The organism is Lysinibacillus canaveralius (genome assembly GCF_047301505.1).
In the GTDB taxonomy this organism is placed as follows: domain Bacteria; phylum Bacillota; class Bacilli; order Bacillales_A; family Planococcaceae; genus Lysinibacillus_B.
The window spans coordinates 1,269,773-1,286,906 of record NZ_CP154840.1 but is presented as its reverse complement, the minus strand read 5'-3'; the positions used below and the strand labels follow the sequence as shown (position 1 = coordinate 1,286,906).

At 42.5% G+C, this 17,134-nt stretch carries 17 protein-coding genes, 1 tRNA gene and 1 other annotated feature; of the genes, 6 read left to right on the top strand and 12 right to left on the bottom strand.

Going from position 1 to position 17,134, the window contains the following annotated elements; translation table 11 throughout:
* Positions 1–192: 192 nt before the first annotated feature.
* Positions 193–879 (bottom strand): hypothetical protein, encoded by a 687-nt coding sequence (locus tag AA0Y26_RS06335; RefSeq protein ID WP_413366141.1) that lies wholly within the window; start codon positions 877–879, stop codon positions 193–195.
* A gap of 315 nt (positions 880–1,194) precedes the next feature.
* Here AA0Y26_RS06335 and yeiL point away from each other — a divergent pair, with 315 nt between their 5' ends.
* Entirely contained in the window at positions 1,195–1,866 is a 672-nt protein-coding gene (yeiL, locus tag AA0Y26_RS06330; RefSeq protein WP_413366139.1) for a transcriptional regulator YeiL, read from the top strand.
* A gap of 99 nt (positions 1,867–1,965) precedes the next feature.
* Here yeiL and AA0Y26_RS06325 read toward each other — a convergent pair whose 3' ends face one another.
* Positions 1,966–2,406, bottom strand: a complete 441-nt coding sequence (locus AA0Y26_RS06325) for an RrF2 family transcriptional regulator (RefSeq protein WP_413368083.1) — start codon at positions 2,404–2,406, stop codon at positions 1,966–1,968.
* A gap of 181 nt (positions 2,407–2,587) precedes the next feature.
* Here AA0Y26_RS06325 and hmpA point away from each other — a divergent pair, with 181 nt between their 5' ends.
* Positions 2,588–3,724, top strand: a complete 1,137-nt coding sequence (hmpA, locus tag AA0Y26_RS06320) for an NO-inducible flavohemoprotein (RefSeq protein WP_413366137.1) — start codon at positions 2,588–2,590, stop codon at positions 3,722–3,724.
* Between the two features lie 270 nt (positions 3,725–3,994).
* Here the strand turns inward: hmpA and AA0Y26_RS06315 are convergent, their stop codons facing one another.
* The gene (locus AA0Y26_RS06315) at positions 3,995–4,381 is read right to left on the bottom strand and encodes a hypothetical protein (protein ID WP_413366135.1); all 387 of its coding nucleotides are present in this window, start codon (positions 4,379–4,381) and stop codon (positions 3,995–3,997) included.
* A gap of 217 nt (positions 4,382–4,598) precedes the next feature.
* Between AA0Y26_RS06315 and AA0Y26_RS06310 the strand changes: the two genes are divergently transcribed.
* Positions 4,599–4,670 (top strand) — tRNA-Ala (locus tag AA0Y26_RS06310).
* Between the two features lie 211 nt (positions 4,671–4,881).
* Here AA0Y26_RS06310 and AA0Y26_RS06305 read toward each other — a convergent pair.
* The 7 genes from AA0Y26_RS06305 to AA0Y26_RS06275 all read right to left on the bottom strand — a co-directional run bounded on the left by AA0Y26_RS06305 (position 4,882) and on the right by AA0Y26_RS06275 (position 10,899).
* Positions 4,882–5,184 carry a hypothetical protein gene (locus tag AA0Y26_RS06305; RefSeq protein ID WP_413366133.1) on the bottom strand — a complete coding sequence of 101 codons (303 nt, stop codon included), beginning with the start codon at positions 5,182–5,184 and terminating at the stop codon, positions 4,882–4,884.
* 83 nt (positions 5,185–5,267) lie between these two features.
* Entirely contained in the window at positions 5,268–6,197 is a 930-nt protein-coding gene (locus AA0Y26_RS06300; protein ID WP_413366131.1) for a D-ribose ABC transporter substrate-binding protein, read from the bottom strand.
* A gap of 11 nt (positions 6,198–6,208) precedes the next feature.
* Positions 6,209–7,171 (bottom strand): ribose ABC transporter permease, encoded by a 963-nt coding sequence (gene rbsC / locus AA0Y26_RS06295; RefSeq protein WP_413366129.1) that lies wholly within the window; start codon positions 7,169–7,171, stop codon positions 6,209–6,211.
* Positions 7,131–8,633 (bottom strand): sugar ABC transporter ATP-binding protein, encoded by a 1,503-nt coding sequence (locus AA0Y26_RS06290; protein ID WP_413366127.1) that lies wholly within the window; start codon positions 8,631–8,633, stop codon positions 7,131–7,133. Before AA0Y26_RS06290 ends, rbsC begins: the two co-directional genes overlap by 41 nt.
* An 18-nt stretch (positions 8,634–8,651) precedes the next feature.
* Positions 8,652–9,041 (bottom strand): D-ribose pyranase, encoded by a 390-nt coding sequence (gene rbsD / locus AA0Y26_RS06285; protein WP_413366126.1) that lies wholly within the window; start codon positions 9,039–9,041, stop codon positions 8,652–8,654.
* A complete protein-coding gene (rbsK, locus tag AA0Y26_RS06280; protein WP_413366124.1) occupies positions 9,038–9,919 on the bottom strand; it encodes a ribokinase in 882 nt (293 codons plus the stop codon). The genes rbsD and rbsK overlap by 4 nt, the downstream gene beginning before the upstream one ends.
* Entirely contained in the window at positions 9,916–10,899 is a 984-nt protein-coding gene (locus tag AA0Y26_RS06275; RefSeq protein ID WP_413366122.1) for a LacI family DNA-binding transcriptional regulator, read from the bottom strand. The genes rbsK and AA0Y26_RS06275 overlap by 4 nt, the downstream gene beginning before the upstream one ends.
* A 503-nt stretch (positions 10,900–11,402) precedes the next feature.
* On the opposite strand from AA0Y26_RS06275, the gene AA0Y26_RS06270 reads away from it, so the two are divergent.
* Complete coding sequence (locus AA0Y26_RS06270) at positions 11,403–12,515, top strand: branched-chain amino acid aminotransferase (RefSeq protein ID WP_413366120.1); 1,113 nt, start codon at positions 11,403–11,405, stop codon at positions 12,513–12,515.
* 199 nt (positions 12,516–12,714) lie between these two features.
* On the opposite strand, the gene AA0Y26_RS06265 is transcribed toward AA0Y26_RS06270, so the two are convergent.
* Both AA0Y26_RS06265 and AA0Y26_RS06260 read right to left on the bottom strand, forming a co-directional pair.
* On the bottom strand, positions 12,715–13,596 hold the full coding sequence (locus AA0Y26_RS06265; protein WP_413366118.1) for a GNAT family N-acetyltransferase: 882 nt from the start codon (positions 13,594–13,596) through the stop codon (positions 12,715–12,717).
* A 3-nt stretch (positions 13,597–13,599) separates the two neighbouring features.
* The gene (locus AA0Y26_RS06260; protein ID WP_413366116.1) at positions 13,600–14,541 is read right to left on the bottom strand and encodes an MBL fold metallo-hydrolase; all 942 of its coding nucleotides are present in this window, start codon (positions 14,539–14,541) and stop codon (positions 13,600–13,602) included.
* Between the two features lie 128 nt (positions 14,542–14,669).
* Positions 14,670–14,876 (top strand) — a binding site (T-box leader).
* Positions 14,877–15,000: 124 nt separating this feature from the next.
* Between AA0Y26_RS06260 and proC the strand changes: the two genes are divergently transcribed.
* Complete coding sequence (proC, locus tag AA0Y26_RS06255; protein ID WP_413366114.1) at positions 15,001–15,807, top strand: pyrroline-5-carboxylate reductase; 807 nt, start codon at positions 15,001–15,003, stop codon at positions 15,805–15,807.
* A gap of 208 nt (positions 15,808–16,015) precedes the next feature.
* Positions 16,016–17,026, top strand: a complete 1,011-nt coding sequence (namA, locus tag AA0Y26_RS06250; RefSeq protein ID WP_413366113.1) for an NADPH dehydrogenase NamA — start codon at positions 16,016–16,018, stop codon at positions 17,024–17,026.
* Positions 17,027–17,134 lie beyond the last annotated feature (108 nt).

Below are 17,134 nucleotides of genomic sequence, written 5' to 3'. Positions count from 1 at the left end.
CTGATTCTTTTTTTGGGGGAAGAACTTTATAGTCCTGATTATTTCGTCTACCTTACCTTCCCCTCATTTACACAAAAATAAAGCTTTCCACAGCGTCTGCGGAAAGCTTATCCTCGTACTATTCTGTTAAGTATCTTTCTAGGCTAAAAAATTTTTTTACTGCCCTTTCACGGCTATGTATGCATGATGATACTATTCTTCATCCTTTTTCGTATTCTTTTCTACTACAGGCTCTTCATCTTCCTGCGCTTTCTGTTCTTGCATAGACTGCAGTTTTTCGTTTAATTGTTCACTAGTCTGCTGAAGGCGCTCCTCCATTGCACTTACCTTACTCTCCTTACGCTCCGTATTTACTCCTCTGCGTATATCTTGTTTAATCTGGCTTTCAAGCGTTCTTTTCTCCCGCTCAAGGCTGCTTGACACGCGGCCCATCATTTCCGCTTGATCTAAAGAAACAGCTTGTGTTAGCAATGCTTCCTCTTCAGCTTTAGGTGTCATTTGTTGTTCTTCATTCGCTTTTTTACCTAAAGCCTTTTCACGCTCTTTCTGCTGAATTTCTGCCATTTGTGCTTCTAACTCTGCAATCTGCTGATCAATTGTCTTTAATTCATCTTCAATAGAAGACATATCTTTTCCAGCTTCCATTGCTCGTTCTCTTACATTGCTTTTCATTTCCATTAACTGCTCACGCTGCTTCATCAAGCTATCAATTATGGAGGTACCAGCCTTCATCCCGCTAAACAATTGACGCGCCTGTCCGCTAATTTGAATACTATCCTTTCTCTTATTGATATGATGATTATTCGTCTCCGGTTCTTTGCTTTTGACAGCAAACCATTGACTGCTTACAGCCTTGTTATGGTTAAGTGAAATCTTCATTTTTACATCTCCTTTTCTATACCTACTTTAATATATCGGGGTACGATCGATTGCTTTTTATAATCCCCAAAAATCAAATAAGCTTTTCACTTTCCTAACTTTCCCCTTAAAATAGCAGGCTTTTATTTTATATAGAGGTGCTATTTAAAAAGGACTAGGCACTGAATACAGAAGCTAATCTTGCCCGTTGATTCGGTATAAAAATTAAAAATATGTATGTTTAAACTTCCTCATTATTTTTTCAATACTGCCCCTTAATCATCACAGTGCTTCGCGTTATAATATGAGATATCTCATAGTTTTTGGAGGCGGAGCATGCAAATTTTACAAAAGGAAAAACGCGCGCACTATTTAGATACTTATCCCGTTGCCCACCTTTTTTCATTTGATATCGAGGAGTCTATCCAGGTGCATGAATACGACCGGGGAGAATGGATTATCAGGGAGGGGCAGCCGCCTGACTATTTATTCTATGTTATCGAGGGTAAGGCAAAGATTTATATTACTCACCAGAACGGCAAGGTATCTCTGCTGAACTTTATCAATCAGGCGGACTATATCGGGGAAATGGAACTGCTGCATGAAGCTTATTATTCAAAAGGAATTCAGACAACCACGAAAACCATTTGCTTTGCTATTCCATTCCATAATTGGCGGGACAAGCTATTGGAAGACGTCAAGTTCCTTCGCCATTTATCAATCCAATTAAGCGATAAGGCAACCCTAATGGCTATGAAATATTCACAGAGCCTTGCCTTTCCACTTGAAAACCGGCTTGCCGACTTTATCCTTCAAACAGCAGATGATGACCTGTATAAGGAAAAGCATATTACGGTATGTGACTTTTTAGGGGTTTCTTACCGGCATTTGCTTCATGTGTTTGCCCAATTCTGTGACAAAGGTTTTTTGAAAAAGGAAGGCCATGCTTATCGAATCATTAATAAAAGCGCGATAAAGGTACTTGCCGACATGCTGAGAAACGGATAATCTCTTTCTTTTTCGACAAAAAAGCATCTTCCTCGTGAAATAGGGAAGATGCTTGTTATTTGTTATAGTCAATCAATAAAAAAGCGCTAGCTGTCTAGATTATTTATCAAACCCAAACAGCTGGAACAATGTCTCCTTCGAGACGAGCACATCTGCAAGTGTATAGCTATCGAGCACATTTAAATATGCCTGCAATGCCTCGTGTAATGCATTTTTCAGCCGGCATTCCGGTGAGATCCGGCAAAGATTGTTTTCTGGATTGAAGCATTCCACGATATGAAAATCTTCCTCGGTTTTACGGACGACTTGTCCAATGACAATATCCTCCGGCTCCATGGCCAGGCGGATTCCCCCGCCTCTGCCCCGGATTGTTTCAATATAGCCATGTTTCCCTAAATCATATGTGACTTTCATTAAATGGTTTTTTGAAATTTGATACGTGTCTGCAATTTCCTGAATCGTTGCCAAATGACCTGGACCTCGTACGCCCAAATACATCAGCACACGCAATGAATAGTCTGTATATACTGTCAAGCGCACATTCCCACCAACTTTCTCATTCGAGTATACCATCAAAGCTCCCTAGTCCGAATGTAATTTGCTTGAAATTAAAAGATGTATTTTTTATATATGTTTTGTGTCTGATTTGTTAAAGATGTATTTTATATATTGCTTTAAAGTTTTGACGAGCGTATAGTTTGTGGTGAAAGGACGTGACGTTATGTTACAACAACAAACAATCGACATTATTAAATCAACGGTACCGGTTTTAGAGGTACATGGACAAGAAATTACAAAGACATTTTACAAAAACATGTTTGAAGCACACCCAGAATTACTTAATATCTTTAACCACACAAACCAGCGTAGAGGCCGTCAGCCAAACGCTTTAGCAAACACTGTGTATGCAGCAGCTGTACATATCGACAACCTGGAGGCGATTGTACCTGCCGTTATGCTGATCGCTCACAAACACCGCAGCCTTGGTATTCTGCCTGAGCACTATCCGATTGTCGGCGAACATCTACTAGGTGCTATTAAAGAAGTACTTGGTAACGCAGCAACACCTGAAATCATCGATGCTTGGGCACAGGCTTACGGTGTGATCGCAGACATCTTTATTTCAGTTGAAGAAGACTTATACCAGCAAACAGAAGCAGCTGGCGGCTGGCGTATGTTTAAGCCGTTTAAAATTGCACGTAAAGAACAAGAAAGCGATATCGTTACAAGCTTCTACTTATCGCCGGTAGATGGTGTGAAACTTCCAGAGGCGGCGCCTGGTCAATATATTTCCATTCGCCTTTCAATTCCAGGTGAAGAATACTTGATGAACCGCCAATATACAGTGACAGATGTAACGGAAAACAATGAATACCGAATTTCTGTGAAGCGTGAAGACGACAATACACCAAACGGTCGAGTATCTACGTACCTTCACAACGATGCTGCAATCGGTACTGAAATCGAAGTTTCAGCACCTGCTGGTTTATTCACATTGCAAGAAGGCACAAACGATGCACTATTCATCGCAGGAGGTGTCGGTGTAACACCTCTTTACCGTATGCTACAAGCAGCGGGCGGTCGCCATACTTCGTTTATCCAGTGCGCACGCAACGAAAGAGTTGCTGCATTTACGGAACAAATTAAGGCACAAGCAAACAACTATCAAGCAGTCTATTCCGACACAGACGGCTACGTAACAAAAGAACAGATTGAAAGCATGCTGACAACTGGTGCTGATGTATATATCTGTGGCCCAGCCCCATTCATGCAAGCAATCATCGGACAATTAAAAGATTTAGGTGTAGCCGATGACCGCATTCATTACGAATTCTTCGGTCCAGCATTAGCAATGTAATAAAAGAAGGTACCCCCTGTTTTGGGGCACCCTCAGAGGGAAGACAAAGTCGTTTTTTGACTTTGTCTTTGCGTTTCTTCAGATAGATTTTTAAAATAAAGCTTTACCCAGCCTGTCTTGAAAACGCTTGCCAGACAAGGCGCGCAGATGAGTGAGGACGCGAATAGAACCTAAGTTCATGCGCGGGCGAGCGAGGCAAGCAACACTGGATGAAAGCGTTTGTCAACAGGCTGAGGGTGCCCCTGTTTTGGGGCACCCTCCCTTTTATCATTACCAATCTGGTCCAGCATCTTGATTAGTCACCTTCAAGCTGAAATCGGCAGCGTCTAGATTTTGCTCTTCCACCTCCTCATAGAATATAGAGTTCACCTCTTCTAGTAATGGTTCACTCACTTCCTCATTTTCCAATATATACTTCACCCTAATATCATCTTTAGAATAAATGGCCAGCAGCATCTGAAATGTATAGCCGTGCCCCTTTAATCTGTTTCCGACCTGGTCAAATAGTCCATTCTCTTGAAAAAGCAGCTGCTGGATCTTCTCTACTTCTTTTACTTTCTTCCTGTTTTCTATTTGAACGTCAGAAGTCGCTTCTTCGATAAAGGGATTATCAAAAACAATAAAAACAGCAACTAGAAAACAAATAACTGCTGTCATAAAAATAACTTTTTCCTTTTTCAGCTTGCCTACGCTCCTTTAGTCGAAGATATGTATACAGTAAAAGGGTTATTCATTTTCTTGAACTTTAATTATAGCGTGTCATCAAATACGCCTTCGTGTCATTACTTCATTTATAGGAAAGAGGACTTCAGGTGAACTAGAAGGGATATTGTCAGGGTATAGTAGAATATGCTATAATTTGTTTGTCTTACCCGGGGCATTAGTTCAGCGGGAGAATACTTCGCTGGCAGCGAAGGGGTCACCGGTTCGAATCCGGTATGCTCCATATGTAAATTAAAAAGCGGCAGAAATGCCGCTTTTTTTGTTTTGTCTACCTATAAATGCACCGTGAAAATAATAGACATTTTCTTTTTCTTAATAGACATTTCCCCCTAGTTAATAGACACAAATTATTAGTTAATAGACATTTTCACTTTCTTAATAGACAAAATACAATAAATAATAGACATTCTATTCAACTACTCTTTTTATCCGCTCTAATTTTCCATTTTCGGTTTATAAAACACACTCAAGATCGTCAAACCGAGAAACAAGCTGCTTCCTACATATAATGCCCAGCCATTATCAGTTACTAAATGCAATAACCATATGGACGCTGCACCGCTCAGGGCAAGCATGAGATTCCCAGCAAACTTGGCTATTGATTCTTTATTTATATTTTGGGCTTCGTCCTCTACAAGCAACTTGAGTCCCCTGCCGGAACGAAACAACATGCCAAGTACAGCAAATGCTAGTATGATGACAGTTACAGCCGCGCTATTCGAACTTATCTCCCTCACCCTTTCCATCAATACCAATTAGTTTACTATACTTTTAACATAAAAAGAAAATACCCGACCATTTCTGCCGGGTATTTATTAGATTATTTTTTAACTAATTCAAGATCTACCGGAATATTAGCTTCTAATGTTTCACCATTTAAATGATCCATTGCTGCCTCTATCGCTTTTTCACCGATTAATTCCGGCTGCTGTGCTACTGTTGCTGCCATTTCGCCAGCTTCAACTTTCGCTACAGCATCCTCTGTTGCATCAAAGCCAATAACGATGATGTCCTTATTAAATGAAGAAATTGCCTCTAACGCACCTAGCGCCATTTCATCGTTTTGTGCGAATACAGCTACGATGTCAGAGTTAGCCTGCATGATGTTTTCCATAACTGTCAATCCTTCAGAACGGTTGAAGTTAGCTGTTTGGCTTGTCACAATATCCAATTTACCTTCCACTGCTTCAGTAAAGCCTTGGCCGCGGTCACGTGCTGCAGATGAACCAGCAACACCTTCTAGCATCGCAACTTTTGCACCTTCATCCACTAGTGTCAGTAAATGCTCCCCTGCTAAACGACCGCCTGCTACGTTATCAGAAGCGATATGTGTCACCACTTCGCCGCCTTCAGCTGAACGGTCTACTGTAATAACTGGGATATTTGCATTGTTCGCTGACTCAACAGCTGTTACAACTGATGCTGAATCCACTGGGTTAATGATGATTAAATCTACACCTTGCTGGATTAAATCTTCTACATCAGATGCTTGTTTTGATGCGTCATCCTGTGCATCTACTACTGTAATAGAAGCGCCTGCCTCTTTTGCCTTGTCTTGTGCTGCATCACTTAATGATACAAAGAATGGGTTGTTTAAGGTAGAAACGGAGAAGCCGATTTTCACATCAGATTTTTTATCTGATCCTGAATTATTCTCTTCCTTGTCAGAAGAAGTCCCAGAATCCATTGAACATGCTGCTAATACGATTGCAGCGATTACTGCAATCAAAAGATTTGTCCACTTTTTCATTTCGTACACTCCTATGCTGTTTTTTTACGGTCAATTAACACCGCTAATAATATTACGACACCCTTCACAACTTGCTGGAAGAATGAAGAAACTCCGATTAAATTCATCCCGTTGTTTAACACACCGATGATGAGCGCACCGACTAATGTGCCGAAAATCCAGCCTTTTCCGCCTGTTAAGCTTGTCCCGCCGAGCACTACCGCCGCAATGGCGTCAAGTTCATAGGACTCACCTGCTGTCGGCTGGGCGGAATTTAGACGTGATGTTAAAATAAGAGCTGACATTGCTGCAAGTAAGCCAGTAATAGCATAGACAGCAATCTTCACCCGGTCAGGACTGATCCCTGATAATTTAGAAGCCTCTTCATTGCCTCCAACTGCATAGACACGACGTCCAAACGTTGTCTTATGAAGAATAAAATACAATACGACAAACGTTATGATCATCGTAATAACTGGTACTGGGATACCAAAGAAATACCCTTTCCCAAACATTTGAAATGCTGCACTGTCTCCTAAACCGGAAACCGGACGGCCTTCTGTATACACAAGTGTCAGTCCACGGTAGATCGTCATCGTTGCTAATGTAGCGATAAACGGTGCGACCTTCCCTTTTGTAATGATGACACCATTTACAGCACCAAGAAGCAGTCCTAAAATCAATGCTGCACCCATCGCAATAATAGGGTCAGTTCCACTAGCCAATAGACTTGCCGCAGCCGCTCCTGTTAGTGCTAGTGTGGAACCAACTGATAAATCAATACCTCCTGTGAGGATAACAAATGTCATACCGAACGCAATTAACGCGCTGATGGATACTTGACGAAGTACATTCAATAAGTTATTTACTGATAAGAAACTTGGATTAAGTAGTGTAATAACAATCACTAATAAAAATAAACCAATGAGCGGCCCAAGCTTCGTTATGAGTTCTTTAGTTTCCTGTTTGGACAACTTTGTCGCCTCCTGTTGCATAATGCATAATCTTCTCTTGGGTCATATCCTTTTTCGACAGTGTGCCTGTCACTTTTCCTTCGTGCATTACCATTACCCGGTCAGCCATACCGATGACTTCTGGTAATTCAGAGGAAATCATAAGGATCGAAACTCCTGCTTCAGCCAGATTATTCATAATCTGATAAATTTCCTTTTTGGCGCCGATGTCCACTCCGCGTGTTGGTTCATCTAGAATAAGGATTTCCGGATTTGTTCCGAGCCACTTGGCGATAACAACCTTTTGCTGGTTACCACCGCTTAGTGATTTTGCCGATTGATCGGCACTAGATGTCCGGATACGGAGCTGCTCAATATATTTAGCTACTAGATCCTTTTCTAGCTTTGGTACAATCACACCTGATTTTGAACCCTTCTCCAGGTTGGCTAACATGATGTTTTCTTTAACCGAGAAGTCCAAAATAAGCCCTTCAGTTTTCCGGTCTTCTGTCACAAAGCCAATTTTATGTTTCATCGCATCAATGGGAGAACTGATTTTGACTGGTTTATCATCAATTAAAACTTCACCTGCAGTTGTTTTACGATAGCCGAACAATGCTTGTGCAACTTCCGTACGGCCTGCTCCCATAAGGCCGGCGACCCCAAGGATTTCTCCTTTACGCAGCGCAAATGAGACATTTTCAAAAGTGCCTTTAGACGATAAATTATTCACCTGCAGCTTGATCTTACCAATCGCTGCTTTTCGTGATGGGAAGCGCTCTCCAAGCTGTCGCCCTACCATCATTGCTACAATTTCATCAAATGTTGTCTTTGGTATTTCACGAACCCCTACATATGTCCCGTCTCGTAAAATAGTGATCCGGTCACAAATTGCAAAGATTTCTTCCATACGGTGAGAAATATATACAAAGGAGATTCCCTTTGCCTTTAGCTCTCGTACCGTTTCAAACAGCGTTTCGATCTCTCTGTCTGTCAGTGCAGCTGTCGGTTCATCCATAATAATGTACTTGGCATTACTGGCAATGGCCTTTGCGATTTCAATGATCTGCTGCTTTCCTACAGACAAATCGCCAGCACGTGTTCGAGGATCGATATGAAGGCCAAGCTTGGCTAAAAGCTCTTTCGCCTCCTCCTGCATTTCCTTTTTCCGCAGAATACCGAATAGACCATATGTTTTTTCTTTTCCTAAAAAGAGGTTTTCAGCTACCGTCAAGTCAGGCAGAATATTCAACTCCTGGTGGATTACGGCGATGCCCATCTCCTCTGAGTCCTTCGGTGATTTGAAATCCACCTGCTTGCCATCCACCTTAACCACACCAGCGTCCTTTTCATAAATTCCGCTCAAAATTTTCATCAGCGTTGATTTTCCTGCACCGTTTTCTCCCATAAGGGCATGTATTTCTCCCTCATGAAGTTCAAACTCGACATTATTTAATACGACATTTCCGCTGAATGCCTTTGAAATGCCAGACATTTGAATCATGCTTGTCCACCTCCTCTTTTAAAAAATGACACCGCTCTGCAGGATAACATTCGCATACGGCGTTGTTTCACCCGTTCGAATGATAACCTTAGCGTTAGCTGTCAGCTCTTTGAATTGTTCATGACTTACCATTTCAATATCAGGTAAATGTCTTGTTAGTTTTTTATAAATTACTGGATTGTGCGACCCGATTTCCTCTGCCACAATTCCCTTTTCCACTACCAGGTCTTCCATGACTGTCTCAAGTATCGCTAAAAACGATGGCTCCCCCAGTTTGTAGGAAAGATCAATACATGGTACCCCCTCCGGAATGGGCAGACCACAATCAGCAATGACAATTTGATCTGTATGGCCAAGCTTAGCGAATATGCCAGCCAGTTCACGATTTAATATGCCCTGCTTCTTCATAACCGCGACTCCTCCACTCGTGCTTCTACTTGCTCAATTGTCGGCATACCGCCTTGTGCACCAAATTTCTCTACCGAAAGAGATGCAGCAACGTTAGCAAATTGAACAGCCTCTTCTACATCTGCTCCCTCGCAGATTTTATGAGCAAATGCACCATTGAACGTATCCCCTGCACCTGTCGTATCGATAGCAGTCGTACGGAATCCAGCCACTTTGACAATATGTTCGCCGTTGTGATACATCGCTCCCTCATCTCCTAGCGTTACGATGAGCTTGTTAGGATATGCTTGTAAGGAAGTTTCAATTTGCTCGTGGAAAATGAGCTCACATTCTGTTTCATTCGGTGTTAAGTATGTGATGTCTTCCATCCATTCTGTTTTAAAATTACGTGCTGGTGCCGGGTTCATTAAAACAGGCACGCCATGCTTTTTGCATAGTTTCAGTGTATGTTCTACAGTTTCAACCGGGATTTCCAGCTGCATCACCACGAGTTTCGATTCTTTAATGACTTGTTCATTCGCATCTACGAGCTGTGGTGTTACATAATTATTCGCACCGGGCACAACAATGATGCGATTATCCTGTTCGAACAATAAAATATTTGCGATTCCTGTGCTTGTCGGTGCCATCTGAACAGATGAAACATCCATCTTTTCATTTTTTAAAATATCAATCAATACTGGCCCAAAGCTGTCCTGACCGACAGCACCTACCATCTTCACTTTACCTCCGAGACGTGTAGCGGCTACCGCCTGGTTGGCACCCTTGCCTCCAGGAACTGTTTCAAAACGATTGCCGAGCACTGTTTCCCCCTGCTTAGGGAATACTTCCGTCTGGCAGACGATATCCATATTAATACTGCCAATCACTGTAATCATTTTGATTTCTCCTTTGTTGAATCTCGTACAATCAAGCTTGGCGCAATCATTACGTGTTCCTTGTCCAATTCTTTGCCTTCGATGATTTTCAGCAGCATCTTCACTGCCGTTTCGCCAAGCTGGTAAATATTCTGATCGACCGTCGTTAAACTCGGTGTCACCATCTCTCCTAACGAGATGCCGTCATAGCCGACGATCTGTATATCATCCGGCACAGAAAGTCCGAGCCTGTGAATCGCTCTTTGGACGCCTATAGCAATGACATCACTGCCGGCGAAAATCCCGTCGATTCCTGGATGCGCTGATAGTAAGTCAAATGCTGTTTTTTCCGCTTCCTTGAAATGGAAGGGACTTTCTACTACATGGGTTTTTATATTTAATCCTTCCACAGCTTTTAAAAAGCCTTGTGTCCGCTCATATGCAGGTACAACATTCTGTGGGCCGCTGATGCAGGCAATTTCTTTTACACCGCAAGATACTAAATAGTCGGTACCAAGTACTGCTCCATTTTTATTATGTGAAGAAACGGAAGGAGCTTTACCATCCGTTATCCGGTCAAGCAGTACAAGCGGCACATTCAGCCCCGTATAATACTCTCTTTCAAGCTGATTCGTTGCGATGATGAAGCCCGCTATATACTTCTGTTTCAGTGTTTCTATATATTGCCGCTCTTTATGTGCCTGCTCATCGGAGTTGCATAGGATAACTGTATAACCTTCTTTAAGAGCTGTATCCTCAATGGCACGGGCGATCTCTGGAAAGAATGGGTTCATGATGTCAGGCACGATGAGGCCGATTGTTTGCATACGCTTTGTGCTCAACGACCTGGCAACTTGATTTGGCCGGTAGTTCAGCTGCTTGATTGACGTTTCTATATTTTTTTTCGCTTCTTCGCTTATATAGCCTTTTTTGTTTAAATAGCGTGATACGGTTGCTACAGAAACGCCAGCGTGCTTGGCTACATCCTTTATCGTTGTCAATCTGCCATCCTCCCATCCTTATGTAACCGATTACACATAACAATAAAAAAGAAGTCGATTGTGTAACCGATTACACACAATATAATGTATCATTTATACTTATGTCAATAGAAAAATAGTATATAGTAAAACATATTTATTTTTATAGTATGTCACTATTAGAATGCATCTCTTAAAATATGTCATTTATGCGCTAAAGTGAGCGCATTATGCTTTCTACAACTGCTTTTCTCTTTAAAAATTTTTAGCCAGAGTCAATCAATTATTGTATCGTTTTCTTCCTTCGTGCTGATGTGGGATTCCCGCTGCCAAAAGATCTGTACAGTATTCAGCCTGATATTTATAGAAGGGGGAAATTCCCTTCTGTAAAGTAAAATATAGGACATGGCGGTGTTACTTTCTCTTCTTCCATATTAAAATCTTATCGTTTTAAAAGTTAAATAATTGCGAATAGTAAATTTATTGTATACTATACTAGTACATTATTTTTGAGGGGGAGACTTATGACGAAGTTAGAAATTAGACAACAGCTAACACTTGTACGGAAAGAAAAGCCGGATCCAGATAGCTTAGAGTTTGGGCGTGTATTTACAGACCATATGTTTGTTTTAGATTATACAGAAGGACAAGGATGGCATGATCCGCGCATCATTCCGTACCAGCCAATCACTCTCGAGCCATCATCTATGGTATTCCACTACGGTCAGACAGTCTTTGAAGGGTTAAAGGCGTACAAAACACCTGCAAAAGAGGTTGTACTTTTCAGACCTGAGAAGAACATCAGCCGCCTCAATAAATCAAGTGCCCGTATGAGCATCCCGGCAATCGATGAGGATCTTGCATTAGAAGGATTAAAGCAGCTTGTCGCGCTTGATCGTGAATGGGTTCCTGAAGCACCGGGGACTTCTTTATATATTCGTCCATTCATTATCGCAACAGAGCAATATTTAGGTGTTGCTCCATCGAGAAATTATCAATTCATTATTATCATGTCACCTGTTGGTTCGTACTACAAAGAAGGCATGAATCCGGTAAAAATTTTAGTAGAAAAAGAGTATGTACGGGCTGTAAAGGGCGGTACTGGCGAAGCAAAAACAGGCGGGAACTATGCAAGTTCCTTAAAAGCACAGCAGGAAGCAACAGCTTTAGGATACTCACAAACACTGTGGCTGGATGGCAAGGAGCAGCAATATATCGAGGAAGTTGGAAGTATGAATATTTTCTTCGTCATTGATGGTTTAGTCGTCACGCCTGCATTAAACGGCAGTATTTTACCAGGTGTAACGCGCGATTCCATTTTACATGTTCTGCGCAAAGAAGGAATTCCAGTAGAAGAGCGCCGTATCTCCATTGATGAGCTTGTAGAAGCACATAAGGCAGGTAAGCTGCAAGAAGCGTTCGGTACTGGAACGGCTGCTGTTATTTCCCCGATTGGCGAGTTTTTATGGGAAGGTCAAAATCTCCTTGTCAATAATGGCGAGGTCGGTTCTCTCACGCAGCACCTTTATGATACATTGACAGGAATTCAAACTGGCACATTAGAGGACCCATTTGGCTGGACTATTACGCTAGAATCCCCATCAGGTGATAAAGTGGAGGAAATCTCTACTTTATAGTTCAACTGTAAGCCTCTTTCGTGATTAGTGATAAAGAAAATGCACATGGCGAAGCGTAAGTGCTGGCCATGTGCATTATTTTGATACTGATATTTACTAAAAGCTTGCACCCGCATGAACTAAATCAGGAAGCATTGTGCTTAACGTGTAAGAAATAAAAAAGTGTCCCTGACCCCAATCTATAACGAAATGCCTTCATCTATGCGATCGATGTAAAAGGGTACAACACTTTATCCGGATAATTGATATCTGTTTCGGCTCGTATGAAGAGCACTCCGTCATCTTCCATTATACCTTTCGTAACAGGAACTGACAGGTCGTCAGGTGTAAAGCACAGCCGTACCTGCTTAATGGAAGCATCCATACAGCAGCTGATTGCTTCGATTAAATCCAGCCTCTTCGGTGAAATGATATCAATGATGGTCAGAACATCACCATCAATTTGATACAGGAAAGCAGCATCAAGCTTTTCATTGTAATACAGGTCATCGGCATATTGATAAAGCGCATGGAACAGCACTAAATCTTCGCTTTGAATGACAGCAAGCGCATCACTGATCGGTGCCCGCTTTTTCGCAAGGCGATACAAGAGTGCACGGTCAGCGGAATGATCCATAGATAGCTTCTGCAGCTCGATAGGTAAAATCGGCAGATGGTTTGCGTCGATAGCATAGGTTGCCTGTACTCGCTTTTCAAAGCCAAACTTCGGATAGAAATCAAGCACAGTGCTATTGGCAAATAGATAAAACAAATCCACTTCATCGTAGTGACCTAGCAAGGTATGCATTAATTGCCTGGATAATCCGCGCCCCCGGTATGACGGATGCGTCATAACTGTACCAATTTGGACTGCCTTTACATTCTTTCCGTCAATGACCAGCGTAACAGTACTGCCAGACACATTCGCCACGACCTTTCCGTCATCAACGAAGGCAAAACACTTGTAAGATGATGTCCAAAAGCCCGCATCTGCCCACGCCTTAAATTGCAGACCAAATGTATCTTCAGCTAATGCATAAAAGCTTTCAACAAGCACCTTGTCATTACGTAATGCTTCCCCGCTTACGATTTGCATTCCCATCTCCTACGCTTTCTGATAAATATTTACCCCGTTTTCCTCTGACACGACGGCAATCCCCTTATCTACTAAATAATCAAGTTGACCTAGTGTCTCAGAGAGCGTTAACCCAAGCTGTGCTTGATAAATCTTTGCAAAAAGCTGCTTTGTCACCTCTAATACAGTCTTTGGTTCTGTAATCATTTCGCTTACTTTCAGTGCACGGCTATGCTGCTTGGCAAGACGTTCTTCTACAAGCTCACTTGCATTGAATACTTCTCCGCCATGACCTGTATATAGTTTAGAAACATGTAAATCTCTTAATTTTTTTAAAGAAGCATTATATTGTAATAATGAACGCGGCCGTTCTCCCTCTAACGCAACGGGTGGTTCGACAAGCGGATTGGAAGAGACACGCTCTAACAATAAATCTCCGCCGATGCACTCACGTGTATGATCTTCCAGGAAAATAAGATGGCTTTGCGCATGTCCGGGTGTTTCATAGACAAACAATCCAGGATGACCTGGTACCTCGTCCCCCTCCACAAGGAAGCCGGTCAACGGTCTTGTACCGAATAACTCCATCTCACCTCGCACTTCTACAATGCGGTCGATGTAACTCTTTGGTACCCCCTGCTTTTGAAGCTCCCCTATATAAAAATGATTTCGATACTCAAGAAATTCAGGTTCCTGACGCATCCAATGGTCTACATACTGATGACCTAGAATTTCAGCATTTGGAAATGCATCCACCCACCCTGCATGATCGGGATGATGATGCGTCAGAACGACCTGCTCAACGTCCTTCATTTCATATCCTGCCGAGCGGATTCCCCACTGGAGCGCTTCATAGGCTTCCTGCGTCTTTGGGCCGGCATCAAACAGCGTCAATGCATCTCCCTTTAATAAAAACGCATTCACATCCCCCACCGCGTACGGTGTCGGCACGATTATTTTATGTAGCTGCATTACAACATCCCCTTTATTATTTCAAAAAATGAATAGCTATTCATATATTTTACCCCTTTTTTTGTCTTTCGTCACGCTTTAGGTTGACACTTTGTCATTACATTTATATAATTTTCACATAATTCAAAATAAAAGCATTGACGAAGCCAAGTAAATTGTTGAATGGTGGAAAGAGAGTGTCACATAAGCTGAGAGTGACACCACCCGCTTCAAAAATTGAACCTACTTCCGAGCTGCCATGACAACATGGCCGCGATCCTGGCGTTATAGGGAGAAAAGTTGCACTTTATGTGAACTAAGGTGGTACCGCGGAAACAAGCGTTTTCGTCCTTATTAGAAGGACGGGAGCGCTTTTTTTAATGGAAAAGTTTTTGAAGGTCGTCAGGGCTATGAATAATCATTTCGCCCTGATATCAACCTATATAACCAAAGCCTATAGATAAGGGAGGCACATTTTTCATGAAGAAAATTGTATTTATTGGAGCCGGATCAATGGCTGAGGCGATCATTGGCGGCTGGGTGAAAAATGGATGTGTACGTGCAGACGAAATTTACGTAACAAACCGGTCAGATTATACACGCCTTACGTATTTAAAAGACACTTACGGGGTACAGATTTTAGAAAGACTGCCCGACACAGAAGATGCAGACCTGCTCATTTTAGCTGTAAAGCCAAAGGATGCTTGGGCTGCGATGCAGAGTATTGCTCCGTATATTGGAGACAAAACAGCAGTTCTATCTGTTCTTGCCGGCATTCCTATTGAAACGATCGAAAAAGGGCTCTATTCAAGACCGATTGCGCGCGTCATGCCAAACACTTCTGCTACAATTGGAATGAGTGCAAGCGGGATTGCTTTCAATAAGCGTGTATCTTTAGAGCAGAAATCGGTATACATTCAAATGCTTTCGGCCATCGGGCTTGTAGTCGAAGTCGAAGAAGACAAACTACATGCCGTAACTGCCCTTTCCGGCAGCGGGCCAGCTTATATTTATTATCTGATTGAAGCATTTGAAAAAGTCGGCACCGAAATTGGACTGCCAAAGGAAGTAGTTCGTCAGTTAATGGTACAGACGCTTGCAGGTTCTGCCTCAATGCTTCAGTCCGTTGATGAAGAGCCGGATGTGCTCCGTCGCAAGGTAACAAGCCCCGGCGGCACAACAGAAGCCGGCATTCGGGCTTTGGAGGATCACCATTTTAATGAAACAATCAGTGCCTGTATTAAAAGTGCAGAGCAGCGCTCCCGTGAGCTGGCAAAAGGTGTTTAGCTTCTTTTTGCAAAAATCTTCTGCCTCTATAAATGTCGAAATGACTGTGGGCTGAAATTACTTTTCAGTCGGAATAGGGATGACAGATGATAGAAGCAAAAAGCCTCCGGCGGGATGTCATCGGTTCGAAAAGGATTTTTTTTAAGGAATTCAGCTGAATCCGGACACCATTATGTCGAGGTACAATTGAATTTAGGAGGTACTCTTTATGGTAAAACTATTTGAACCTTACAAATTACGCAATATCGAACTAAAAAACCGTATTGTCATGGCACCAATGTGCATGTATAGTGCAAACGAATTTGGGTTTGCCCAGCCATTCCACGTTGTCCATTATGCTTCCCGTGCAATGGGGCAGGTTAGCCTTGTCATTTTAGAAGCAACAGCTGTTCTGCCGGAAGGCCGTATTTCAGGAAACGACTTAGGTATTTGGCGGGATGAACAGCTTGAAGGGTTAAAGCAGATTGTCGATCAAATTCATGCATACGACAGCAAGGCAGGTATTCAGCTTGCCCATGCAGGACGTAAGGCGACCGTGGAAGGTCCGATTTATGCCCCTTCCTCTATCCGATTCAATGAAAATTATGAAATGCCGCTTGAACTGACGAAGGAGCAGATCAAGGAAGTTGTGGAGGCATTTGTAGCTGGTGCGCAGCGTGCGATCAATGTAGGGTTTGATGTACTTGAAATCCATGCAGCACACGGCTACTTGATTAATGAATTTTTATCACCGCTTTCAAACAAGCGGGAAGATGAGTACGGAGGCAGCCCAGAAAACAGATATCGTATGCTGCGTGAAATTATTGACGGCATCCGTGCTATTTGGGATGGTCCCCTATTCGTCCGCATTTCTGCCCATGAATATGCAGAAGGCGGCCACACACCGGAGGACTATATTCAGTATGCAGCTTGGATGAAATCGCAAGATGTAGATCTTATTGATGTTTCCTCTGGCGGAGTTGTACCCGCACATATTGATGTAAAACCGCTTTACCAGGTACCATTCTCTGAAACAGTCCGGTCTGCCGGTATCCCTACTGGCGCTGTGGGTCTGATTACAACAGGTACGGAGGCAGAGGAGGTTCTACAAAAAGAGCAGGCAGATCTCATCTTCATCGGTCGTGAGTTACTGCGTGACCCATACTTCCCTTATCATGCCGCGAAGGAGCTAGGTGCTAAAGTTAATACACCGAACCCAACGTATGAACGCGGTTGGTAATACGAAGAAATTCCCTAAACAGTTCATCAACTTATCGTAATATTTCCCATTCTACTGGACTAATCATTTGTATTAGTCCAGTTTTTCATTTTTAATACGTCATTTGGA